We start from the raw sequence: 25,745 nt of genomic DNA, 5'->3' as shown, positions 1-25,745 counted from the left end.
CAACTGACTAAAAGGATTCAACAAGTCACAAATAATGATTAAAAGTATGGTTAATAAGTGATTTTTCTTGTTGTATAGTTTTTATGTTTTCTATCAACTAAAAAAATAGTATTTTTAAGATTATTTTTGAAAAAATTAACTTTACCATGCCATTGAAAACAAAACTATACATTTTTCTTTTTTTAATGTCCTTTTGTGCTTTTTCTCAGGAATTACCGCCCATTGTAAAATATGCCTCAACCACATATGGTGCGGGAAACCAGAATTGGATGATTTCGCAGGATCAAAATCATTATGTTTTTTTTGCTAACAATGAGGGATTATTGGAATTTAACGGATCAAATTGGGAGTTATATCCATCACCAAACGAAACTATTGTTCGTTCTGTAAAAGTGATTGGAAATAAAATTTATACCGGTTGCTATATGGAATTTGGTTTCTGGACTAGGCAAACAAATGGAAAATTAAAATACACTTCACTTAGTAAAACAATAAAAACACAAATACTTAATGACGAACAGTTTTGGAATATATTGAACTATGAACAATGGGTGATTTTTCAGTCCTTGGACAGAATTTATATTTACGATACTAAAACGGGAGGTTTCAAAATTATTGCTCCTAAAAACAATATTACTAAATCGTTCCGTACAAAAAATGCAATTTATTTTCAGAGTATAAATGAAGGACTTTTTGAAATTGAAAGCGGAAAAGGGCGTTTAGTTTCTAATAATCCAATTTTGCAAAACAATAGGATTGTTAACGTTTTTGCTATTGATGAAGGCCTTGTAATCCAGACACAGTTGAATGGATTTTATAAACTTATAGGAACTGTTTTGACTAAATTTACTACCGAAGTTGATTCAGAATTAGCATCCAGTAGCGTGTATAGCAGTCAATTGCTATCAGATGGAAGTTTTGCTTTGGGAACAGTCTCTAATGGGATTTTCATCTTAAACAATAATGGAAAAATTAAGTATCACATCAATCAAAACAAAGGCTTGAGTAATAATACAGCGTTGTCTTTATTTGAAGATGCCGACAAGAATCTTTGGGTAGGATTGGACAACGGTATCAATTGCATTAATCTGCAATCTCCTATACAAAATTTTGTGGATGACACCGGGATTTTAGGAACCGTTTATACCTCAAAGTTTTATAAAGGTAATTTGTATGTAGGAACTAATCAAGGTTTGTTTTATAAAAACTATCTGACTTATGATGAATTCAAATTTGTAAACGGAACTAAAGGGCAGGTTTGGTCTTTGTTTGAGTACGATGGAACGCTTTTCTGCGGTCATGATTCAGGAACATTTGTGATTGAAAACGCTGTTGCAAAAAATATATTTTCAGCATCAGGAACTTGGAAATTTGAAACTGTCCCCAATCAAAAAGGGCTTTTGCTTCAAGGTAATTACTACGGAATTTCCGTTCTGGAAAAAACGAATAATCAATGGAGTTTTAGAAATAAAATTGCAGGATTTAATTATTCCTCAAAATATTTTGAAATCACGAATGCGCTGAATGTATATGTGAGTCATGAATATAAAGGAGTCTACAGGCTAGAACTAGACGAAAAATTGTCTATGACAAAACCTTTTGTAACCTATAAAACACCTGAAAAAGGTAAAAATGCCAGTCTAACTAAGTTCAACAACATAATTTACTATGCTAATAAAGATGGTATTTTTAAATTGAATGAGAAAACAAAACAATTTAATAAGGATAAATTATTAAGTTCTGTTTTCGAAAAAGATGAATATACTTCGGGAAAATTGATTGTTGATAATTCCAATAAAATATGGTTGTTCTCAAAAAATTACATCCATTATTTTTCATTGAGTAAACTAAGTAATCAACTGAAGCAAAATGTAATACCAATTCCCGCTTCATTAACAAATTCGATGTTAGGCTACGAAAATATTACTCAAATTTCCAATTCTAATTATTTGATAGGAACTACTGACGGGTACTATATTTTGAATCTTAATGAATTGAGTTTTAAAAATCATAACGTCTCTATTTCCGCAATTACAACAAATAAGCTAAATGAAACTTCCGAAAATCGTTCCATTCAGGGAGAAGGTAGTTTTAAATATGACGAAAATAATATAACCATTAATTATACTGTTCCTGAATTTAATAAATACATCAATGCTGAATTTCAATATTTATTAGAGGGATTTCAAGAGGAATGGAGCGAATGGAGTGCGAAATCAACGGTGAATTTTAAAAATTTGCCTCCTGGAGAATATACTTTTAAGGTGAGAGCTAAATTTGCGAATTCTACTTTAGAAGATACAGCTAGGTATACTTTTACTGTTGAAAAACCTTGGTATTTAACTAATATTGCTCTTCTTTTCTATTTTATTTTTGTGATTGTAATGGCTCGATTTATTCATAAAGCCTATAAGAATTACTATCAAAAACAAAAGGAGAAATTGATAGAAGAGAATAATTTGTTATTAGAGATTAAAGAACTTGAAAACGAGCAGGAATTAATGCGCATTAGAAACGAACAGCTTTCACAAGATGTAGACACTAAAAATAGAGAGTTGGCTGTTTCTACGATGAGTTTGAATAGTAAAAATGAGTTGCTGGCTTTTATCAAAGATGATTTAAAGAAAACGCCTGATGATGGCAACAGAAGCATAAAATCAGTCATCTCTACAATTAATAAGAACATAACTGAAGGTGATAGTTGGAGTGTATTTAAAGAAGCTTTTGATAATGCCGATAAAGACTTTTTGAAAAAAATTAAACTGGCTCATCCGTCCTTAACTCCAAACGATTTGAGATTATGTGCCTACTTAAGATTGAATCTTTCTTCGAAAGAAGTGGCACCTTTGTTAAACATTTCTGTACGAAGCGTTGAAATAAAAAGATATCGTTTGCGTAAGAAAATGGAATTGTCGCACGAGCAAGGACTTGTAGAGTACATTTTAGCTGTATAGTTCCTTCTAAATTTTATAGGTAAAACTATACATTACCACAACAATAGCATTATTGTTGTGGTTTTTTTGTTTTAAAGAAAATCTGAAAATCTGAATTTCTTCTTAATTCTAAGCCCTTTTTTAAATATTATGAATTAAACAAGTGATTTTTTAGATTGTATGTTTTTTGTAGAGGTTCTTTTTAATTTATTATTAGTTGTTCAGATTAATTTTATAATTCACAAAAAATATAAATTATGAAGTCAAACTATCTACTAATCCTTTTTCTATTTTTATCCTCTTTTGGTTTTGCCCAAGGATATGATATAGGAGGAGTTGTTAAAGAAACCGGTTCTGGTTTACCTATACCAGGAGTGAATGTTCAAGTTAAAAATTCAAGGATTGGGACGGCGACAGATATGGATGGTCGTTTTTCTTTAAAAGGAGTTTCCTCTGGCGCAACATTAGTATTTACGTACCTAGGGTATAAAAATTTAGAGTATAAAGTAATCTCTAGTAATAGTGCTCTTTCTATTTCGTTACAAGAAGATTCTAAAGTATTAGATGAAGTGGTAGTAATTGGATACGGAAGTCAAAAAAAGCGAGAAGTAACAGGAGCAGTTTCTGTAGTAGATAGCAAAACTTTGGAAGCTTTAAAACCGGTTAAAATTGAGCAAGCTTTACAAGGAACTGTTTCCGGAGTAAATGTTACAACTACTTCGGGTGCTCCTGGTGCCGCTTTGGATATTCGCATCAGAGGTATAGCAACTAATGGTGAAAACAGACCTACAACTATCATCGACGGATATGTTGGAGAACTTGGATTGTTAAATCCAAATGATGTCGAGTCTATCACCGTTTTAAAAGATGCCCAAGCAGCTATTTATGGTACTATTGGTGCTAATGGAGTTATTCTTATCACGACAAAATCCGGAAAAAAGAATTCGAAATCAAAAATTAGTTACAATACTTATACAGGTTTTCAGGAAACGTCAAGAACATTACCTATGTTGAAAGCTACTGAATACGCCTTATTATTGAATGAAAGTTATGCTAATGGTGGAAACTCAATTCCTTTTCCTAATGTTTCTGGTTTAGGTAAAGGTACAAACTGGCAAAATGAAGTTTTCAGTACTAGTGTTCCTATTATCAATCATGACATCTCATTTTCTGGTGGATCTGATAAAATTACCTATGCGGTAAGTGGTTCTCATTTAGATCAGGAAGGAATTATTGGCGAAAGTAAATCTGGGTTTTTAAGAAATACGGCAAGAGTTTCTGTAGGTGCAGATGTTACAGATAAATTGAAATTGAAAACGAATGTAATCTACACTTATTTTAATAGAAAATCATTAAACGAAAGTGGTTTAGGTTCTGTTTTGTTCAATGCTTTGAATACACCTTCAACATTAACGCCTTATGATGCAAATGGAGATTTTACAAAAGTACCTACAAATACTGGGTTAGGAATTGAAATTATAAATCCATTGGCCCAAATTGCCAATACTTATAATGACTATAACTTTAAGAAAGTCAATGGTAATTTTGGATTGGATTATAAGGTTTTCAAAAATTTTACAATTTCAAGTTCTATTGGTTTTAACACTTCAAACAGTGAGTCTAAATCGTTTGCCAAGCAAATTTTATATTGGATAAATCCTTCAGATAAAGTATTTGATGTTTTGAGAAGTTCGGTTTCCCAAAGTGCCATTAATGATAATGACTATTCATTTGATTTATTTGGAACTTACACTAAGAAAATTGGAGAAAACCATAATGTAGTGGCGACAGTGGGAAATACTATTTTCAAACAATACGGAAACGGATTATTTGCTACTGGATTTGATGTTCCCTACAATTCATGGGAGTTTGCAGATATAGCATTGACCAAAGGAATTTCTGAAACCGTACCAAACGGTTCCTATAATTATGACGAACGAAGACTTTCTTATTTTGCAAGAGCACAATACGATTACAAAGGGAAGTACCTTTTTTCTGCGATGATACGACGTGATGCTTCTACAAAATTTGGACCCGGAAATAAAGTGGGTTATTTTCCATCATTTACTGCGGGTTGGGTAATTTCTGATGAAGGCTTTTTTGGAGAAGATAAACTAATAAACTTCATGAAATTGAGAGGAAGTTACGGTACTTTAGGAAATGACCAAATTCCTAACAATGGCTATGTTTCACAACTAAGCGGAGAAGCGACGTACGTTTTTGATGATGTTTTAGTGAATGGTTTGGCTACAGGACAAATTCCAAATCCAAATTTGAAATGGGAAGAAGCCAGGAAATTTGACGTTGGTTTAGATCTTAAATTGATACAAAATAAAGTTTCTATTGTTGCAGATTATTTTATTGATACCAGAGCCGATTTGTTAATCCCATTTATACCTGTTTCAGGAATCAACGGAACAGCAGCTCCTGGTGCAGGTTCACCAACAATCAATGCAGGAACGGTAAGAAACTCAGGATTAGAGTTTGCAATAGATTACAAGAACAAATTCTCGGAGAATTTTTCGATGAGTGTTGGGTACAATGTTACCTTCCTTAAAAACGAAGTATTAGCCGTAAACAACGGAATAGGATATATTGAAGGAGGTTCATTTGGCGTAGGCCAACAAGCACCTTCAAGAATGGAAGTAGGTCAGCCAATAGGTTATTTTTATGGCTATAAAACAGATGGAATTTTTCAAAACCAGTCAGAAGTTGATGCACACCCGTCTCAATTATCTTTAGGTGCTGACGCCAGTCCTGGAGATCTTCGATTTGTAGATGTAAATGGAGACGGAATTCTTAATGCTAATGACAGAACGAATATTGGAGATCCAATTCCTGATGCTACAATGGGTTTCAATTTACAAATGAATTACAAAAATTTTGATTTTGCAGTCTATACTTTTGCTTCAGTAGGAAATGATATGGTAAGAAATTACGAAAGAAACCTTACAGATGTAAATCGACTTAATTATGTTTTAGACCGTTGGACTGGCGAAGGAAGTACTAATACTACTCCAAGAGTGACTACAAGTGCTACAGGAAATTCTACTTTTTCCAGTTATTTTGTTGAAGATGCTTCTTATTTAAGAATCCAAAACATGCAATTGGGATATTCAATAAATTCTAAATTTTCTGAAAAAGCAGGAATCACAAAACTACGTTTGTATGCAGGTGTAAATAATTTATACACATTTACAAAATACAAAGGTTTTGATCCGGGTGCTTCTAATGGAGCTCCGATTGGCGGAGGAATTGACTATGGTTTTTATCCAATCCCAAGAACCTATTTATTAGGTTTAAACATTAATTTTTAATTCGTATTAAAATGAAAAAGCACCTATTTATTACCCTTATATCGATAACAATTTTCTCAACAGTAACCATTTCCTGTAGTGATGATTTTGTAGATCGACCTATCGAATATTCGATTGATTCTGAGAATTATTTTAATTCAAAATCAGATTATGACAACGCTTTAATAGCAGCCTATGATTTGTTACAAACTACATATCTGAATGCATTGTTAGGCGAAATAGCTTCAGATAATACTTTGGCCGGAGGCGAAAGTCAATCTGATACTCCGGGTTTTCAGCAAATTGATGATATGATTCACACACCAGTGAACAGTAATCTAAAAAACTTATGGGACTGGATGTTTGCAGGAGTTCAAAGAGCTAATTATATTTTGGAATTCAAAGACAAAACTGATTTTGATGGAAAAAATCAAGTGATTGGTGAAGCCCGCTTTCTAAGAGCCTATTATCATTTTGAATTAGTAAAATGGTTTGGTGGAATCCCATTGAAAGGGGATGCAAGGTTCAGCTCTGGTGACGAGAAAATAATTCCGCGTGCATCCGTTTCAGAAGTATATGCTTCCATTGAAGCTGATTTAATCTTTGCTTCTCAAAACTTATCTTCAACAGCAGCCCAAAAAGGAAGAGCAACTAAAGGCGCAGCTTTGGCATTATTAGGGAAAGCATATTTGTACCAGAATAAATACGCGCAAGCAGCAACAACTTTCGAAAGTTTAATTGGAACATCCACCTATTCATTGGTTTCAGATTACAATACTATTTTTGAAAATGCCGGAGAAAATGGATTAGAATCGGTTTTTGAAGTACAATACACAGATGTGGAAGGTGCAGGTTTTGGATGTCTCCAATGTAGTGAAGGAAATGTAGCGGTTGGTTTCAGTGGACCAAGAAATTATTCAGGCGATTTATTTACTTCAGGTTTCAGTTTTAATGTTCCAACTCAGAAAGTCGTAAATGTATTTGAAGCTGGAGACAGAAGAAAAGCGGTAGCAATATTAGATATCGAAGCTTGGGCAGCTTCAACAGGTGCAACTTTCGGAAAAGGATATGAACACACCGGTTTTTTTAATAGAAAATACATTCCAAGAAAAAGAAGTGCCAATGCGCAAGGAGATTTAAACCTAACTAATCCTAATAATTACAGAGCCATTCGCTATGCGGATGTTCTTTTGATGGCGGCCGAAGCTTACAATCGCGGTGGAATCGATGATACTAAAGCGAGAGGATATTTGAACCAAGTTAGAAGACGTGCTTTTGGCGATTTGAATCATGATATTTCGTCTTCTGGAGCAGCTTTGACTGACTTTATTTTAGCAGAAAGAAGAGTGGAATTAGTTGGTGAAGGACACCGTTTCTTCGATTTAGTGCGAACTGGCAAAGCTACTCAGGAAATTACTGGATTTAAAGCTAACAAAAATGAATTGTTTCCCATTCCTATTGAGGAAATTCAATTTGCTAATGGAAATTGGACACAAAATCCTGGATACTAAAAACTAATATTATTTAAATATGAAAAACTTAAAATTAATACTAAGTCTTTTTATTTTTACTATCCTTTTGGGATGTTCAGATGAAAATAATGACGTAGATCTAGACGGTGTTAATGCACCTTCAAATATATCTGCCCTGACAACCATTACACAAGATAACTCAGGAAATGTTACTTTTTTGCCAAAAGGGGAAGGTGTAACTCAATTCGAAATTTATTTTGGAGATGCAACTACAGTTCCTGTTTATGTAAATCCTGGAGCTACTATTACCCACAAATATAAAGAAGGTAAATTTCAGGCAAAAATAGTAGGTGTAACTATTAACGGTAAAAAAACCGAAACTATTCAAGAGGTAACAGTCTCTTTTTTGGCACCGACAAATTTTGAACCGACCATAACTATTGGAAGCAATCTTTCGATTAATGTAACCGCTAAAGCGGAATTAGAGACATTCTTTCAAGTTTATTTTGGAGATGTAGCGAATGAAGTTCCAGTAGATTTCATGCAAGATGAAGTGATTACACATACGTATTTAAATCCGGGAACCTATCAAGTAAAAGTGGTCGCATTAAGCGGAGGGGTTGCTACGACACAAAAAATACAAAGTGTAACAGTAACTAATTTATTTGCTGCTCCAGTGCCTACTATTCCTGCAGCAAATGTTATTTCTATGTTTAGCGATAGTTATACAAATGTTGCGGTTGACACTTGGAGGACTTCATGGTCACAGGCAAATTTAGAAGATATTGATATTAGTGGCAACAAAACCAAAAAGTACAGTTCATTAGGTTTTGTAGGTATTGAAGCGACTACATCTCCTATCAATGCTTCGGCAATGACTTTCTTTCATACCGATATTTGGTCATCTGATTTTACAGAGTTTAAAGTTAAATTAGTTGATTTTGGAGCTAATGGTGTTTTTGGTGGAGGGGATGATAAAGAACATGAAATTACAATCGCTAATCCCGCTAAGGAAAAATGGGTGAGCTTAGATATTCCATTAAGTGACTTCACTGGATTGACGACACGCAGTCATATAGCACAGTTAATTTTTGTAGGTGCACCATTTGGAAGTACAACTGTCTATGTAGATAATGTTTTCTTTTACAATAAAGCCGGTTCTATTACGGCAGCGCCAACTCCAACTTTAACAGCATCTAAAGTAATTTCTATGTTCAGCGATGCTTATACAAATGTTCCTGTTAACACTTGGAGAACTTCTTGGTCAAGTGCTACCTTGACGGATTTGAGCATTAATGGAAATGCGACAAAAAAATATAGTGCATTGGATTTTGTTGGTATAGAAGCAACTACAACTCCTATAAATGCTACTGCAATGACACATTTTCATACTGATGTCTGGTCCTCAGATTTTACACAATTCAAAATAAAATTAGTCGATTTTGGAGCTAATGGAGCTTTTGGAGGTGGAGATGATGTAGAACATGAAATCACAATTCCGTCACCAACTAAAGGATCTTGGGTAAGTTTAGATATCCCGTTAAGTTCCTTCACAGGATTAACTACACGAGCACACATTGCACAGTTAATTTATGTGGGTGGCCCTTCTGGAAATAATACTGTTTATATTGATAATGTTTATTTTCATAATTAATAAAAGATAGATATTAGTAACTAATTATGAATTTAAAATGAATTGGTATACAACGAGTGTCACAATTATATTTTTTAAAAAACAGTAAAAATGAAAAAAATAATCATAAGTATAGTATCCGTTTTTGTCCTTCTTTTGATGGTCAATTGTCAGGAAGATAATTTAGGTTTTGGAGCACTAGACACGCCAACCAACCTAAAGGTTACGGCAGAAATAATAGGTAAAACAGCAGCATTACCAAACGGAGATGGTTCTGGGAAAGTTAAATTTACCAGTACAGCAGAAAATGCAATTTCGTATAAGTACATTTTTAGCGATGGAACTTCTAAGAATTCGCCAAGTGGGATTCTTGAAAACAACTTTGCTACACCAGGTACAAATACGTACACGGTGACTGTAATTGCATCTGGAGCTGGAGGAGTTGCTACCAATATGACTTTGGAAGTAACCGTTTTCAGTGATTTTAAAGATGAACAAGCGGTACAATTCTTAACAGGTGGCGCGTCTAGAAAATGGTATTGGGCACAAACTGAGGAAGGTCACCTGGGAGTTGGTCCAAACGTAGCATGGTCTGATCCTACTTTTGGAAAACAAAATTATTATCCTTCATTTTATAGTGCTAAAGCAAATGAAAAATCAGCTACATGTTTATACAATAGTGTGATGACTTTTTCTTTAGTAGGTGCTCAAATGAAATTTGAGTTAGATAACAAAGGTCAAACGTATTATAATGGAGCTTTTAAAGGCGGCGGCGATGATGCTTGTTATGATTTAAATACCAGTGGTGCAAAAACAGTAACTTTGAGTAAGTCAGATTCATTTGTGTCAAAAAATCCAGATAGTGCAACTCAAACTAGAGGTACGGTTTTAAACATAGCTGATGCAGGTTTTATGGGGTATTTTGTTGGAACCAGTTCTTACGAAATTCTATCAATTACAGATAATCGTATGGTTGTGCGAGTAATTCAGTCAGGAAATCCATTTTTAGCTTGGTATCATATTTTTACGACAACGGCTCCTGGTGCAGTTGTAACTCCGACTCCTACAACAAATTATACGGTTTTGAAATTTTCTGACGAATTTAATGTTGACGGTGCTCCGGATCCTACAAAATGGGGATACGATCTTGGTGCTGGCGGTTGGGGAAATGGCGAAGCCCAAACGTATACAAGCGCTTCTGATAATGTAATTGTACAAGGCGGAAATCTAAAAATTACGGCTAAAAAATCAGGAACAGGGTATACTTCCTCAAGACTAAAATCAGAAAATAAATTTGAATTTACTTATGGTAAAATTGAAGTAAAAGCTAAACTTACTACTGGTGCAGGAACATGGCCTGCAATATGGATGTTAGGACAGGATTACGCAACAAATACATGGCCAGGTTGTGGTGAAATAGATATAATGGAATTTAAAGGTAGTGAACCTAATAAAATACACGGAACACTCCATTATCCTGCAGTTTCTCCAGGAGCGGGTAATACTAATTCAACAACTATTGCAAATGCTTCTTCTGAGTTTCACATTTACAAAGCCATTTGGAGTCCTACTTCAGTTCAGATCTTTGTGGATGACAAATTATATCATACAGTAGCAAATAATAATTCTTTACCATTTAATAAAGATTTCTTTTTGATTTTGAATGTGGCAATGGGAGGAAGTTTTGGAGGTGCTATTGATCCTGCTTTTTCACAATCTACGATGGAGATTGATTATGTTAGGGTTTATCAATAGAACACGTAATGAATTTATAAAGGTCGGTTTTGTTCCGGCCTTTTAATTATATAAAAAGTTTAGAGATGAGAAATAAATCCCTAGTAGCATCATTTGCTATAGCAGCTCTAATAGTTGCAGGTTGCAGTAATAAAATTTTGAAATCTCCTGTTTCTTATTCCAAAGAAAATATTTTAAATACTAAAATAGATTCAGTTCTCCAATTGATGACTTTGGAAGAAAAAATAGGGCAACTCAATCAGTATAATGGTTTTTGGGATATTACAGGTCCAACACCGAAAGAAGGTCAGGCAGCAAAAAAATACGAAGATCTGAAAAAAGGTTTAGTAGGATCGATGTTGAATGTAAGAGGGGTGAAAGATGTAAAAGCGTTGCAAAAATTAGCGGTGGAACAAACGCGATTGGGAATTCCGTTACTTTTTGGATTTGATGTTATTCATGGCTATAAAACGATTAGTCCTATTCCGCTCGCTGAAGCAGCAAGTTGGGATTTAGATGCAATAGAAAAGTCAGCTGCAATAGCCGCAGAGGAAGCCGCTTCGGTAGGATTGAACTGGACTTTTGCACCCATGATTGATATTTCCAGAGATGCCCGCTGGGGGCGTGTAATGGAAGGTGCTGGTGAGGATACATTTTTAGGAAGTAAAATTGCAGTAGCACGTGTACAAGGTTTTCAAGGAGATGACTTATCCGCTTCAAATACTATTTTAGCTTGCGCCAAACATTTTGCAGGATATGCTTTTGCAGAATCAGGAAGAGATTATAATACGGTCGATATAAGTGAAACCGTGTTGCAAAACACTATTTTCCCTCCTTTTAAAGCGGCTGTTGATGCTGGTGTACGAACCTTCATGAACTCTTTCAATGAGTTGAATGGAATTCCCGCAACAGGAAATGCCTATTTACAAAGAGAAGTTTTAAAAAGAGATTGGAAATTTGATGGTTTTGTAGTTTCGGATTGGGGTTCTATTAACGAAATGATACCACATGGATTTGCCAAAGACAGTAAACATGCTGCCGAAATAGCCATCAATGCTGGATCAGATATGGATATGGAATCCAGTGCGTATGTGGAACATCTGGTGGCATTAGTTAAAGAAGGTAAAGTCAAAGAAAGTGTTATCGATGATGCTGCAAGAAGGATTTTGAAAGTAAAGTTCGAATTGGGTTTGTTTGACGATCCATACAAATATTGTGATGAAAATCGAGAATTGGCAACCGTTGGGAAACAAGAATTTCAAGAAGGAGTTTTGGATGTAGCCAAAAAATCGATTGTACTTTTGAAAAATGAAAAGGAAGTATTGCCTTTAAAAAAATCAGGCCAAAAAATTGCATTAATAGGTGCTTTGGCAAATGATAAAACGAGTCCTTTGGGAAGTTGGAGAATCGCTGCTGACGATAACTCGGCTGTTTCAGTTCTGGAAGGATTACAAAAGTATTCAGGGAACCAACTTACTTATGCTAAAGGAGCAGATGTAGCCGAGGGAAGAACACAATTCATTTGGGAAACTAAAATCAATACAACTGATAAGAGCGGATTTGCAGAAGCCATTGCGCTTGCAAAACAAGCCGATGTGGTAGTTATGGTTTTGGGAGAACACGGTTTGCAATCAGGTGAGGGAAGAAGTAGAGCAGATTTAGGTTTGCCAGGTGTTCAACAAGAATTATTGGAAGCAATTTATAAAGTCAATCCTAATGTTGTTTTGGTTTTAAATAACGGCCGACCATTAGCAATTCCTTGGGCTGATGAAAATATTCCTGCAATTGTTGAAGGATGGCATTTAGGAACGCAAAGTGGTAACGCAATAGCACAAGTTTTATACGGTGATTATAACCCAAGCGGAAAATTACCAATGACTTTTCCCAGAAATGTAGGACAGGTTCCTATTTATTACAATTATAAAAATACAGGAAGACCTATTATGAACGAACCCGAAAGTGTATTTTGGTCGCATTATATTGATGAAAAGAACACGCCTTTGTACCCTTTTGGTCATGGACTTAGTTATTCTAAATTTGAATACTCTAATTTGCAATTATCATCTAATTCATTTGCTAAAAATGGTAAAATAGAAGTTTCAGTAATTATAAAAAATATTGGAAAAGTTACCGGAAAAGAGGTTGTTCAATTGTACATTAGAGATTTGATAGGAAGTATTACCCGTCCGGTAAAAGAGTTGAAAGGATTCGAAATGATCGAATTGCAACCCAACGAAACCAAAAAAGTAGTGTTTTCAATCGATGAAAAAACAATTGAATACTTCACAGCTAATAAAAAATGGGAAGCAGAAGCAGGTGACTTTAAAGTATTCATCGGAGGAAGTTCAGTAACAAAGTTGGAAGGAGATTTTCAATATTCTAATTAAAATAAAATGAAAAAAATACTAATATTATTGCTTGTGGTTAATCTTTCTTTCGCACAACAGAACAAACGAAAACTGGTTTGGCAAGAAAATTTTGACGGCACCACATTAAACGAAAATAATTGGAATTTTGAGCTTGGAGATGGCTGTCCTAATTGTGGTTGGGGAAACAATGAACGTCAACTGTACACGAAACAAAACCACACGGTTGCAAAAAATCAGTTAGTTATCACAGCCAAAAAAGAAGGTGATACATATACTTCGACACGGATTACCACCAAAGGCAAAAAAGAGTTTCAGTACGGACGTTTCGAAGCTAGAGCAAAGTTGCCTGTTGGGCAAGGAGTTTGGCCAGCTTGGTGGATGTTGGGTTCAAATATCAGTGAAGTCGGTTGGCCAAAATCTGGAGAAATCGATATTTTGGAATATGTAGGGAAAGAACCCAATATGGTTTTTACTTCTTTGCATACACAAGACAGTCATGGAAACACTATAAATACTAAGAAAACAAGATTTGATGCTATCGAGGAAGGTTTTCACATTTACGCTGTAGAATGGACTAAAGATAAAATTGATTTTTTTGTAGATGATACTTTAGTATATACTTTTCAACCTGAAAATAAAACAGAAGCGATTTGGCCGTTCAACCAGCCCTTCTATTTTATTGTCAATATGGCTATAGGAGGAAATTTTGGAGGTCCCGAAGTCGATGATAGTATCCTTCCCCAGGATTTTATAGTGGATTACATCAGAGTTTATCAATAATCAGAAATATTAAGTAAAATAATTAAAAATAAAATAAGGTTTGATTGTAATTAATTGATCATCAAATTTTATTTTATTTTTAGAAAAAGGCTCCTAAATGTTATTCATTAGCATCCTATTTTTATAGGAATGCGAAAAAAAGAAGAAAAATTTTAACAAATTTTATTTATGAGATGTTAATTTTTATTAATTTTACTTGCATGTTAAAACAATAATTAGTTAAATTTGAAATCATAACTAACCTAATTAAACTCTAGCCTATAATAGAAAATTACTTTTTAGAGATATCTCTTATTTATTTAAAACTAAAAAGTATTATTATGGTTAATATACAACTCCCTGATGCGTCATTAGTTAAGGATTATGTCGCAGGTAACGAGGATGCCTTAGCTAAACTAATAAAAAGGCACGAATCAAAAATTTATGGTTTCATTTATTCAAAAATTCCAGATAAAGATATTACCAACGATATTTTTCAAGATACTTTTATCAAAGTAATTAAAACTTTGAAATCAAATTCATACAACGAAGAAGGTAAATTCTTACCTTGGGTTATGCGTATATCACATAATCTCGTTGTTGATCATTTCAGAAATACAAAAAAAATGCCCATGTTTAGAGAAACCGAAGAGTTCTCTATTTTTTCCATAATGTCAGATGATTGTCAAACGATAGAAAATAAAATAATTTCGGAACAAGTCGAAATGGATTTAAAGAAACTAATCGAAGGACTCCCGGCTGATCAAAAAGAAGTATTGGTGATGCGAATGTATCAGGATATGAGTTTCAAGGAAATTTCGGAATCTACTGGTGTTAGTATTAATACCGCTTTAGGGAGAATGCGTTATGCTTTGATGAATTTGAGAAAAGTGATAGACAAGCACCAAATTGTTTTGACCAATTAACAATATGTTTAAACTTGCCGCGTTGTAATATAAAGGAAAACATATATTACTCTATGGCAAAAATTTACTCAAAAAAAGAAACAGTTTCAAAAAAGAGGAAACCAAGTAAAGAAACAATTTCTTTCTTATTAAGCTATTCCAAAACGTTGAGCATAATAAAAATAGACAATAAAAGTTTCGAAATCATATCGAATTAAAAACACCTGATTCCAATTATAGTTGGTCTTAAGTGTATTTAATTTGGTTTTTTAAATTATTAAAAAATCCCATTTTTTTTAAAAAAAATAATGGGATTTTTTGTTTAATTAGGTTTTATTTTTTGTTGTAGGAATCAAGGACTGTTTTTCTGCCAATTGTTTTAGTGATAATATCCTTGTCTAAATCCCAGCCACGAGCCGGAGAATATTCCCTTCCGTACCAAATAATCTGAAGGTGTAAATCATTCCAAATTTCCTCAGGAAAAATACGTTTCGCATCTTTCTCAGTTTGAATAACGTTTTTTCCGTTTGTCAAATTCCATCGGTACATCAATCTATGAATGTGAGTGTCAACAGGAAAAGCAGGAACCCCAAAGGCTTGTGACATTACAACACTTGCCGTTTTATGTCCTACCGCAGGTAATTCCTCTAAAAACTCAAAACTTTGAGGTACTTTTCCATCATGTTTGTCAATTAAAATATGGGATAAACCATGAATTCCTTTTGATTTCATTGGCGATAAGCCACAAGGACGAATGATTTCCTTAATTTCCTCCACAGACATTTTTATCATATCGTATGGATTGTCAGCTTTAGCAAAAAGTAAAGGTGTAATTTGGTTCACGCGAACATCCGTACATTGTGCCGAAAGTAAAACGGCAATCAATAACGTATAAGGATCTTTATGGTCTAAAGGGATAGGAATCGTTGGGTATAGCTCTTTTAACGTATTTATAACAAACGTTACACGTTCTTGTTTATTCATTATTCATTAAATTTGATTTGTAAAGAAAAACAATTTCAATGGCAATAGCAAAATTCAATTTTAATTCAAATAAATAAATAATATAAATAATGACAACATTAAAAAAAGGAGATAAAGCACCTGATTTTTCTGGTTTAGACCAAGACGGAAAATCACATCAATTAGTGGATTATGTAGGTAAGAAATTAGTCGTTTTTTTTTATCCAAAAGCAAATACACCAGGATGTACAGCAGAAGCTTGTGACTTAAGAGATAATTTTGAGCGATTTCAAGCTAATAATTACGAACTGTTAGGCGTTAGTGCCGATGCTCAAAAAGCACAAGCTAAATTCAAAGAAAAATATGATTTCCCTTTTCCATTACTTGCTGATGAGGATAAATCGGTAATTCAGGCTTTTGGAGTTTGGGGACCAAAGAAGTTTATGGGAAAAGAATATGACGGTATTCACAGAACTACATTTATAATAGACGAAAACGGAGTCATTGATGAGGTAATTTCAGATGTGAAAACTAAGGCTCATGCCGCTCAGATATTGAAGTAATTTTTTTTTAAGTAAAGAGCCAAGAAAAAGACATTAAAATTGTCTTTTTGTTGGCTCTTTTTTTACTTCGAAAACTACTTAATTACTTTCATTCAAAACTTTATTTGGGTCATACCCAAAGAGACGGTGTTCTTTGATTATTTCTGCAATACCGGTAGGAAGCATTGTTTCCCAACCTGGTTTTCCATTATTAATCATATTTAAAACTTCACGAGAGAATACTTCTAAAATAGATGGGTCATAATCATCGATATCTACTACTTTTCCGTTGAATTTAAAGAATTTGTATAATTCTTTCATTCTTGGATGTACTTTTAAGTTTTCTGATGTGATGATTTCTCCATCTTCTCCAATCATTGGATACAAGAAAACTTTCATATCGCGATAGAATAACTTTCCAAATGCTTCCAAAATTCCACCGCTTAAATGGCGGTAATATTTTTCATCAAAAATATCTACTAAATTATTTACGCCCATGGCTAATCCCATTCTGGCTTTGGTGTAATTAGCAAAATATTCCACCACTTTATAATATTCCTGAAAGTTTGAAATCATTACCGTTTGTCCAAGAGAACACAGTAATTCAGCTCTATCCATAAAATCTCTTTCGTCAATTTCACCATCAGAACGTAAGTTTGATAATGTAATTTCAAAAACTACCAGTGTATTTTCGGCATTTACCTTATTCTCATTCAAGAACATTTTCAATGATTTCTCATACATGTCCATGTTCACTTTTGTAACGGGACGAAAACTACCTCTAAAAGCAAGAATGTTTTTCTTGTATAAAATTGCTGCGGGAAGAATATTTTTACCTTCTGGGTTAAACATTACCGCATCAGTCATTCCATTTTTTACTAATTGTAAACTCATCAAACGATTGTCTACATCAGCAAAACGTGGTCCTGAGAAATTTATAGTATCTATTTCTAATTGATCTTTATCTAAGTGGTCGTATAAATAGCGTAACAATCGTTTAGGATCATTGTATTTATAATAAGCGCCATAGATTAAGTTTACACCAAGAATACCAAGTGTTTCTTGCTGTAATCGTACATCAGTTTCTTTAAATCGAATGTGAATGATAATCTCGTTATAATCCTCATCTGGTTCAATTTGATAACTAATTCCAACCCAACCATGTCCTTTAAATTGTTTTGCAAAATCTATCGTAGCTACAGTATTGGCATAACTAAAAAACATTTTGTTAGGATGTTTCTCTCTGCTCAATCTTTTTTCTATTAGATTTACTTCATGAGAAAGCATTTTTTTAAGTCGGCTTTCTGTTACGTAACGGCCGTCTTCTTCAATGCCATATACAGCATCACTAAAGTCTTTGTCATACGCAGACATTGCTTTTGCAATTGTACCTGAAGAACCACCAGATCTAAAAAAATGTCTTACAGTTTCTTGACCAGCTCCAATTTCTGCAAAAGTTCCGTAAATATTTTCATTTAAATTGATACGTAGTGCTTTGTCTTTAATCGAAGGGATTTGTTCGATGATTTTGTCACCTTTTAATTTTATTTCTGTATCCATTTTCTTTTAATATGGCTAATATTTTGCAAAGTTAATGAAATAGGTTTCTAATGAAAGATAATTAACCCTATTTTTGTAAATAAAAGCAATAAAATTGAAGGTATATTTTTTAGGAACTGGCACATCTCAAGGGATTCCTGTTATTGGGAGCAATCATCCAGTATGTAAAAGCACTGATTTTAAAGATAAAAGACTAAGAGTTTCTGTTTGGATTTCGTGGGAAAACCATTCTTTTGTTATCGACTGCGGACCTGATTTTAGACAGCAAATGCTTTCTTCAAATTGTCAAAAAGTAGATGGAATCCTCTTTACTCACGAGCATGCTGACCACACAGCAGGAATAGATGATATTCGCCCGTTTAATTTTAAACAGGGAGAAATTCCAATTTATGCACATCAAAGGGTTATCGATAATCTGAGAAGACGGTTTGATTACGTTTTTGAAACGGTAAATAAATACCCAGGCGCTCCTTCTGTTGCAACTATAGAAGTTGTCAATAATGAACCATTTCCCCTTGGAAACAAAACAGTAATTCCTATTAATGTTATGCACGGAAATTTACAGGTTTTTGGGTATCGAATAGATGATTTTGCCTATTTAACGGATGTGAAAACTATTGAAAAAAGCGAAATCGACAAGCTAAAAAACTTAAAAGTATTGGTTATAAATGCTTTACGGGAAGAGCCTCATGATACGCATTTCAATTTGAAAGAAGCATTAGATTTTATAACTTTGGTCCAGCCGAAAACAACATATCTTACACACATTAGTCATATTATGGGATACCATGAAGAGGTTCAAAAAAATCTTCCTCCAAATGTTTTCCTAGCGTATGATAATTTAGAAATTACATTATAATTTAATCTACAATGAAACAATCACTATTCCTTTATCTCACTATTTTAGCAGTACTTTCTTCAATTTTTACTTATATGTTTTTGAGTAAACAGGTTACATTTGAACAAACAAGGTATGAAAAAACTACAAAAAAGTTAAGAGACAGTCTACGTTTAGTTTCAAATCAGTTAGCTGATGCTAACTATTTTTCTTTGGCAAAAAATGAAAATGCCCAAAATTATTTTGATTCAGGTAGTTCAGATAAAACAATTCAATACGAAAAATTAATTCCTGTTGTTACCGAAAAATTATTAGATTTTAATTCCAATCCAAAAGGGAATCCTTATACCGGTCAAGATCAAATTGGAGCTAATAAATTTATTATAAACAAAGTAAGAATTCTAAACCACAGATGGATTATTGCGGATTTTAGTGATGGCGAAATTTGGGGAGAAGTTATATTGAAATATTTTGTAAATGCTGATGATAGTATTTCATTCGAAGTAAATCAATCATTGTTATATCAAAAATAAGTATGAAAAAGGGATTGTCATTTTTGATAATAATCATTTTTGCTTTTTCTTGTGCAAAGCAAATGGATCATAAAAAGGAATCTAAGAGTCCAATTCTAAAAGAAGAAAAACCACCATTAGTAGGTGGCGATTTGGATGAAAACGGTTGTAAAGCTTCTGCCGGTTATACTTGGTCTGTGTTGAGAAAGGAGTGTATCCGGGTTTTTGAAATCGGAACTCAATTAAATCATTACGAGCAAAGTGGAGAAACTGCAACTACATCAGCTTTTGTGATTTTTGAAGCTAACAACGGTAATAAAGCAGAATTGTTTTTGGATACCCAAAAGGAATCTATTATATTAGAACGAAAATCCGAAGGCCAACCATGGGTTAAGGATGATTGGCAATTGATTCCTTGGAAAGGTTATGTTTTGAAAAAAGCAGAAGTAATTAAATATACAGGACAATAAAATCGGTTAGTTATTTTCTAACCAATTTTTAAAGTCATAAAAGTTCTGTGGTGCCACTCCATGACCCACAGGATATTCTTTATAAGTTATATTTATTCCTAAATTTTCTAGTATTGCAGGTGTTTTTCTAGCCCATTCTACTGGAATGACCTGGTCAACTGTTCCGTGTGAAGCAAATATTTTCAAGTTAGCAAAGTTGTTTTTAAGATAATCCTCAGCTACAATTTCTAAATTCAAATAGCCGCTCATAGCTACTACTTTTTGAACTTTTTCTGGGTAAGAAAGTGCCACAGCATAACTCAAGATTGATCCTTGGCTGAAACCAACCAAAGCAATTTGTGTTGCATCGATAGGATAATTAGCGACTAACTCATCAATAAATCCAGCGATTATGTCTCTTGAAACTTTAGCTTGCTCATGGTCTGAAAATTTATTTTGATCAGCATCAAAGTTGATTGCGTACCATGCATAAGCACCGTATTGCATATCATAAGGCGCACGAGCTGATATAATATAATATTCATCAGGAAGTTCAGTTGCAAATGAAAATAAATCTTCTTCATTGCTGCCATACCCATGTAATAAAAGGATAAGAGGATTTTTGTCTAATTTTATTTTAGGTTCTCGTATTTTATATTCTAAAGATAAATTCATCGGATTATGATATGTTTTTAAGCCATTTTTGAAAATAAGTTCCCAATAAAGGAACTGGTTTTGTTTCTCCTTTTATAGCACTCGTAATGCCATAAGACCATAAAACAAACACGAAAATCCACATGGGAGCTGAAATCATTAAGCTGTCAAAATTGCTGATGATTAATCCCAGTGATATAAAAGTTAATGTGAGTCCCAGTCCTTGGCGAATGTGAAAAGAAGCAAATGTATTTTTATCCTCGGAGTTCATTGACATCGCTATAAACACGCCGATTCCTAAAATATAGCTTGTTATGGCGGCAGTTTTTCCCGACTCAGAATTATTATTATTATTATTATTCATTTTCTATGCTAAAATTAATTTTCCTTGATTCACAATTCCGATAACTTTTCCTTTGATTTCTGTTTCCAGAAACGCTGAGTTTTTCGATTTGGATAAAATGGATGATTTAGTGAAAGTGCTTTTTGGTTCAGGGTTAAATAAGGTAATATTTGCTTTTGAACCTTCATTTATGACTTGGATATCGATACCGAATGTAGATTTTCCAGCGGTCAATTTATCTATTACAGTTTCTAATGGCAATACGGTCATCAAAGCACCAAAAGCACTTTCCATTCCAATTGTCCCATTTTTGGCACCATCAAATTCCATTTTCTTGTGTTCAATGTCTATCGGATTGTGGTCGGATGTAATCATATCAATCGTTCCGTCTTTTATCCCTTTCAACAATGCTTTTCTATCGGTTTCAGTTCTAAGTGGCGGTGAAACTTTATAACGGGTATCAAAACCTTCCAGTTTTTCATCTGTTAAAACTAAATTATGTACTGCAACGCTACAGGTTACATTTAGTCCATTCGCTTTAGCCTCTTTGATTAATTGAACTGATTTTTTAGTCGAAATTGTTGGAATGTGTAGTTTTCCTCCGGTATATTCTAGCAGAAATAAATTTCTAGCGATTTGTAATTCTTCAGCAAGATTTGGAATTCCTTTCAAACCTAATCGGGTAGAGACTATGCCTTCATTTGCCACTCCGTTTCCTTTTATATTTTCGTCTTGGGAAAAAGCAAGAATCAATCCATCAAAATCCTGAACGTATTGTAAGGCTATTTTCAGCAAATTAGCATTATCCAAACTTTTATTATAATCTCCAAAAGCAACTGCTCCTGCTTTTTTCATATCATACAATTCAGCCATGTCTTTTCCTGCGCTTTCTTTGCTTAAAGCGCCAATAGGATAGAGTTGCGTTGCAAATCCTAGTGCTTTGTTCAATACAAAATTTACTTGGGATTGATTGTCAATAATAGGGAAAGAGTTGGGTTGCAAAGCGATTGCGGTAAAACCACTTTTGGCAGCTACAGTAAGTCCGTTAGATATCGTTTCTCGGTCTTCAAAACCAGGTTCTCCTAGCGAAACGCTACTGTCAAACCAGCCTTGTGAAACATGTAAATTATCAAGTTGTATTTCGTCTGCTTTATCTGGATTTGGAAGTGATGCTCCAATTTTTTTTATAAAACCATCAACAATTAAAATATCTGCAGTCTTATTATGAAAGGGACTTTTTGAATCGATAATTTTGGCGCCTCTGATGATTAATTTCATATGTAGATAATATTTGTTTTTAATGGAATATGGAATTCGCATAGTTGTGTTAACTTTTACGACCAAATTACGGCCATGCTCATTTCATATTAATTTTTAAGTATTGGACTTTCGTTAATTACTTTACGAATCGTATAATTGCCATTTCGGTTATCATAAATAACAGTGCAAAGATAACAAACCATTTCCAAATTTGATTATCAGTTCTGTCAGTTTGTAAAGTGTTAAATAGCGATGGGATTGATTCGATTGTTTTATAGTCAGAAAGAATATTGTCATTGGCTGAAGCCAAATCACTTTCGGTTCTATTGTAATTGAAACTGATGTTTTCAATCCATTCTTTTTTATTGTAAATGCTGAAATTTCCTGCTTGTTCCGGATAATCATTGAAAGTCATTTTGACTTTATTATTGAGAATTTGTTGGATAGGAATAAATTGTTCATCTGAGCCTTTTACCGTTAAGATAGCGTCTTTGTTTAAGGAGGCTTCGGTCAAATGCGGGTTGTTATCCCCAATTATCAAAGCATTTACGCCATTGTTTTGATTGTTCATCGCCATTTTGTAAAATGTAGGCACAATTAATGGAGATTGCTGGAAATTTGAATTTTCGATATTGATAGGAGCTGCAAAAATTGCAACTGCTGAAACCGAATTCGTTATCGAAGTCAAGAAAACACTTTGGTCCTCATAAGACAAAGCAGCTGGACTGGAGCTGGATATTATAAATGAATTTTTTGTTTTTGGATACTGAAAATTAGTCACTTTATTTTCAAAAACACTATTGAATATAGGATGATTGAAGTTGATTTTAGTAATCAATTTTTCTCTGTTTTCTAAAGAATTAAATGTAAGTTTTCCAAAATTTGATACAAAAGAATTCATATTTGTAATGGAACTTATCGCCGAAGGAATCACAATTAAATTGCCGCCTTTTTCTACAAAAGAATTTAAAGTGGTTGCCAAAGCTTGCGGGATTTCATCCAATTCATTTAAAACAATTGCATCTTGTTCCTCCAGTTTATTGTAGTCTAATGCGCTTAAAGCATAATTGTTGAAATTGAATTCTTCACTGGTGTAAATTCGGGAAAGGAAATTACTTTTCGATGGTTCTCCAATGCTGATTATGTTGGTTTTCTTAGCTTTTGAAATACTAAAATACAATGTATTATCGTAAGTCAATCCATTGTCAACTATAGAGAAATAGCCATGAAAAGCTTGTTTTGGAATCGTGAAGTTGAGATTTTTTTTCTTTGTGTCTAATGTTACTATCGTCTTTGCAATGAGCTTGTTTTCATTGTATAACGAAATAGGAATCGGGTTGAAATCATCTCCATAACCAGATATTTGGACGCTAATTTCATAAAAATTTTCTAATGTTTTATTGATGAAGACGCTGTCAATAGAAACATTGTTTTTTTGTTCTGCTTTTGGGATTATAAATAAAGGCGAATCAGTTGCATCACTATTTTTCAGTTGTTTTTCATCAAGACCTACTGCGTCGGTAATGATAACGATATCTTTTTTAAAAGCCGATTTATGTGCTTTTATTTTTGCCATTATATTATCCAATTGGAACGGAGTAGCGCTATATTTTAAGTTTTGCAAAGCACCACGGACCGATTTTATATCTGTGTTCCAATAATTTTCAGTATTGGTAAGCAAAGAAAAATTTACATTTTCAGGAGTTTCTTCAAGCAGTTCCTGAACAGCACGTTTTAGCAATTCACCTTTTTTACCTTTGGCTTGCATGCTAAAAGAATTGTCTAAAATAATATACAATTCGTTGTTTGCATTTTTACTGTCTTTTGACTCAAAAAAAGGTTGTGCAAATGCGATAATAATAAAAGCTAGTAGCAATAAACGAGAGGCTAGAAGCAACCATTTCTTGATTTTAGAGCTTTTTCGGGTTTGTATGGAAAGTGCTTTTAAGAAACGAACATTGGTGAAATATTCTTTTTTGAAACGGCGTAATTGAAATAAATGAACCAAAATTGGAACAATCAACAAGAACAGAAAGTATAAAATTTCGGGATGTTTAAAATGCATTCTGAGGTTGAGTTTACTTCACTGGATTTTATTTTCAATGGAGTTCATTGAATTTCGTGAGTCAAAAATACAAATTTGTTGACAGTTTTAGATGAAGTTGTTATAATTTTTCAAAGGAATAAACAATTGACATTCATTATGAATATAATGTGTATTTTAGCTTTTCAATAAAATTTAAAAACATGAAAAAACCGTTTGCTGTTATTCTATTCATTTTCATTTTTACAAGTGTACAGGCACAAAAAAATAAATTCAATTTACTGATTGGAACCTACACTCAAAGCTGTGATAGCAAAGGAATTTATGTATATGATTTTGATTCAAAGACAGGTGATTTCAGTTTTAAAAATGCTACTGAAAAGGTTATAAATCCGAGTTACTTGACGGTTTCTAAAGATAATAATTTTGTTTATTCCGTAAATGAGTTTGGTGCAGAAAGTACGGTAAGTTCTTTTAGTTACAATCCGTCAAGTGGAAAATTAGACTTAATCAACAAGCAAAACTCCAAGGGAGCCGATCCTTGCTACATTATAAACGATGATAAAAATGTAATCGTTGCCAATTATTCTGGCGGGAATATTTCTGTTTTCAGTAAAAATGATGATGGAAGTCTTGCTGGAGCTAAGCAAGTAATACAGCATTATGGAAAAGGAATTAACGCACAAAGACAAGAACGTCCTCATGTGCATATGGTTCATTTTTCTCCAGATAAAAAGGTCGTTTTGTCCAATGATTTAGGGAATGACAAAGTGTATTCCTATGGCTATAATCCTAATGCTGCTAGTACTGTTTTAGAATTGAAAGATAGTATTTCTGTAAAATCTGGAAGTGGGCCAAGACATTTAACCTTTAGCAAGGACGGAAAATTTGTTTATCTATTACAGGAACTTGACGGAGCGTTAACGGTATTTAGTTACTCCAACGAAATATTGAAAAAGATTGATGAAACGACTATTTTAGCCAAAGACTTCAAAGGAAATTTTAGTTCTGCGGATATTCATATTTCGCCTGACGGGAAGTTTTTATATGCGTCTAATCGTGGTGAAGCCAATAATATTACAATTTTTAAAATTTTAAAAAACGGAAAATTAATATTGAAAGGACAAAAAAGTACTTTAGGGAAAGGACCTAGGAATTTTGTGATTGATCCTACTGGAAATTTTCTTTTGGTAGCTCATCAATATACAAATGATATAGTGATTTTTAAAAGGAATAAAACTACGGGAGCACTTACAGATACTGGAAAAAAGATAGCTTTGTGTTCGCCGGTTTGTTTGGTTTTTACAAAATAGTTTGCAGTGATCAGATTTCAGATTAATACCATTGATTAGTTCATTATAGTCGAATTGTTTTTTGTCACATCGAGCGCAATGTCATTAAGTTAAGGAATAATTCCCATGATTTTGTCATTCCGACGAAGGAGGAATCTCAACAAACGTGAGCAACAAACAGAGATTC

Annotated in this window: 19 protein-coding genes; 13 read left to right on the top strand and 6 right to left on the bottom strand. The window is 33.5% G+C overall.

The window, feature by feature from the left end; genetic code table 11:
* The first annotated feature begins 146 nt into the window (after positions 1–146).
* From ACNQF6_RS12965 to ACNQF6_RS12930, 8 genes are all read left to right on the top strand, one after another.
* Complete coding sequence (locus ACNQF6_RS12965) at positions 147–2,954, top strand: helix-turn-helix and ligand-binding sensor domain-containing protein (protein WP_417966325.1); 2,808 nt, start codon at positions 147–149, stop codon at positions 2,952–2,954.
* Between the two features lie 236 nt (positions 2,955–3,190).
* Positions 3,191–6,250 (top strand): SusC/RagA family TonB-linked outer membrane protein, encoded by a 3,060-nt coding sequence (locus tag ACNQF6_RS12960; protein WP_417966324.1) that lies wholly within the window; start codon positions 3,191–3,193, stop codon positions 6,248–6,250.
* A gap of 11 nt (positions 6,251–6,261) precedes the next feature.
* A complete protein-coding gene (locus ACNQF6_RS12955) occupies positions 6,262–7,740 on the top strand; it encodes a RagB/SusD family nutrient uptake outer membrane protein (protein WP_417966323.1) in 1,479 nt (492 codons plus the stop codon).
* 19 nt (positions 7,741–7,759) lie between these two features.
* The gene (locus ACNQF6_RS12950) at positions 7,760–9,355 is read left to right on the top strand and encodes a hypothetical protein (RefSeq protein WP_417966322.1); all 1,596 of its coding nucleotides are present in this window, start codon (positions 7,760–7,762) and stop codon (positions 9,353–9,355) included.
* Positions 9,356–9,445: 90 nt separating this feature from the next.
* Positions 9,446–11,089, top strand: a complete 1,644-nt coding sequence (locus tag ACNQF6_RS12945) for a family 16 glycosylhydrolase (protein ID WP_417966321.1) — start codon at positions 9,446–9,448, stop codon at positions 11,087–11,089.
* Positions 11,090–11,154: 65 nt separating this feature from the next.
* The gene (gene bglX / locus ACNQF6_RS12940) at positions 11,155–13,455 is read left to right on the top strand and encodes a beta-glucosidase BglX (RefSeq protein WP_417966320.1); all 2,301 of its coding nucleotides are present in this window, start codon (positions 11,155–11,157) and stop codon (positions 13,453–13,455) included.
* A gap of 6 nt (positions 13,456–13,461) precedes the next feature.
* Positions 13,462–14,217, top strand: a complete 756-nt coding sequence (locus tag ACNQF6_RS12935) for a glycoside hydrolase family 16 protein (RefSeq protein WP_417966319.1) — start codon at positions 13,462–13,464, stop codon at positions 14,215–14,217.
* A gap of 320 nt (positions 14,218–14,537) precedes the next feature.
* Complete coding sequence (locus tag ACNQF6_RS12930; protein ID WP_417966318.1) at positions 14,538–15,122, top strand: RNA polymerase sigma factor; 585 nt, start codon at positions 14,538–14,540, stop codon at positions 15,120–15,122.
* 312 nt (positions 15,123–15,434) lie between these two features.
* Here the strand turns inward: ACNQF6_RS12930 and ACNQF6_RS12925 are convergent, their stop codons facing one another.
* Entirely contained in the window at positions 15,435–16,085 is a 651-nt protein-coding gene (locus ACNQF6_RS12925) for an endonuclease III domain-containing protein (protein WP_417966317.1), read from the bottom strand.
* Between the two features lie 89 nt (positions 16,086–16,174).
* On the opposite strand from ACNQF6_RS12925, the gene bcp reads away from it, so the two are divergent.
* Positions 16,175–16,627 carry a thioredoxin-dependent thiol peroxidase gene (bcp, locus tag ACNQF6_RS12920; protein ID WP_417966316.1) on the top strand — a complete coding sequence of 151 codons (453 nt, stop codon included), beginning with the start codon at positions 16,175–16,177 and terminating at the stop codon, positions 16,625–16,627.
* A gap of 78 nt (positions 16,628–16,705) precedes the next feature.
* Here bcp and ACNQF6_RS12915 read toward each other — a convergent pair whose 3' ends face one another.
* The gene (locus tag ACNQF6_RS12915; protein ID WP_417966315.1) at positions 16,706–18,166 is read right to left on the bottom strand and encodes a TonB-dependent receptor; all 1,461 of its coding nucleotides are present in this window, start codon (positions 18,164–18,166) and stop codon (positions 16,706–16,708) included.
* A 94-nt stretch (positions 18,167–18,260) separates the two neighbouring features.
* On the opposite strand from ACNQF6_RS12915, the gene ACNQF6_RS12910 reads away from it, so the two are divergent.
* The 3 genes from ACNQF6_RS12910 to ACNQF6_RS12900 are packed head-to-tail and all read left to right on the top strand — an operon-like array spanning position 18,261 to position 19,986.
* Positions 18,261–19,025, top strand: coding sequence for an MBL fold metallo-hydrolase (locus tag ACNQF6_RS12910; RefSeq protein WP_417966314.1), 765 nt, complete (start codon positions 18,261–18,263; stop codon positions 19,023–19,025).
* Between the two features lie 11 nt (positions 19,026–19,036).
* The gene (locus ACNQF6_RS12905) at positions 19,037–19,537 is read left to right on the top strand and encodes a hypothetical protein (RefSeq protein ID WP_417966313.1); all 501 of its coding nucleotides are present in this window, start codon (positions 19,037–19,039) and stop codon (positions 19,535–19,537) included.
* Between the two features lie 2 nt (positions 19,538–19,539).
* The gene (locus ACNQF6_RS12900; protein WP_417966312.1) at positions 19,540–19,986 is read left to right on the top strand and encodes a hypothetical protein; all 447 of its coding nucleotides are present in this window, start codon (positions 19,540–19,542) and stop codon (positions 19,984–19,986) included.
* Positions 19,987–19,992: 6 nt separating this feature from the next.
* Here the strand turns inward: ACNQF6_RS12900 and ACNQF6_RS12895 are convergent, their stop codons facing one another.
* The 4 genes from ACNQF6_RS12895 to ACNQF6_RS12880 form a co-directional block, all read right to left on the bottom strand.
* On the bottom strand, positions 19,993–20,640 hold the full coding sequence (locus tag ACNQF6_RS12895) for an alpha/beta hydrolase (protein ID WP_417966310.1): 648 nt from the start codon (positions 20,638–20,640) through the stop codon (positions 19,993–19,995).
* A 4-nt stretch (positions 20,641–20,644) separates the two neighbouring features.
* The gene (locus ACNQF6_RS12890) at positions 20,645–20,983 is read right to left on the bottom strand and encodes a hypothetical protein (protein ID WP_417966309.1); all 339 of its coding nucleotides are present in this window, start codon (positions 20,981–20,983) and stop codon (positions 20,645–20,647) included.
* Between the two features lie 3 nt (positions 20,984–20,986).
* Positions 20,987–22,240, bottom strand: a complete 1,254-nt coding sequence (locus ACNQF6_RS12885; RefSeq protein WP_417966308.1) for a dihydroorotase — start codon at positions 22,238–22,240, stop codon at positions 20,987–20,989.
* A 118-nt stretch (positions 22,241–22,358) separates the two neighbouring features.
* Complete coding sequence (locus ACNQF6_RS12880; protein WP_417966307.1) at positions 22,359–24,287, bottom strand: BatA domain-containing protein; 1,929 nt, start codon at positions 24,285–24,287, stop codon at positions 22,359–22,361.
* 182 nt (positions 24,288–24,469) lie between these two features.
* On the opposite strand from ACNQF6_RS12880, the gene ACNQF6_RS12875 reads away from it, so the two are divergent.
* Positions 24,470–25,579 carry a lactonase family protein gene (locus ACNQF6_RS12875; RefSeq protein WP_417966306.1) on the top strand — a complete coding sequence of 370 codons (1,110 nt, stop codon included), beginning with the start codon at positions 24,470–24,472 and terminating at the stop codon, positions 25,577–25,579.
* The last annotated feature ends 166 nt before the right edge of the window (positions 25,580–25,745 follow it).

Origin of the sequence: Flavobacterium pasteuri, assembly GCF_048286615.1 — a bacterium.
In the GTDB taxonomy this organism is placed as follows: Bacteria; Bacteroidota; Bacteroidia; order Flavobacteriales; family Flavobacteriaceae; genus Flavobacterium.
The sequence above is the reverse complement of the archived record's forward strand: the minus strand, read 5'-3'. Positions and strand labels throughout refer to the sequence as shown.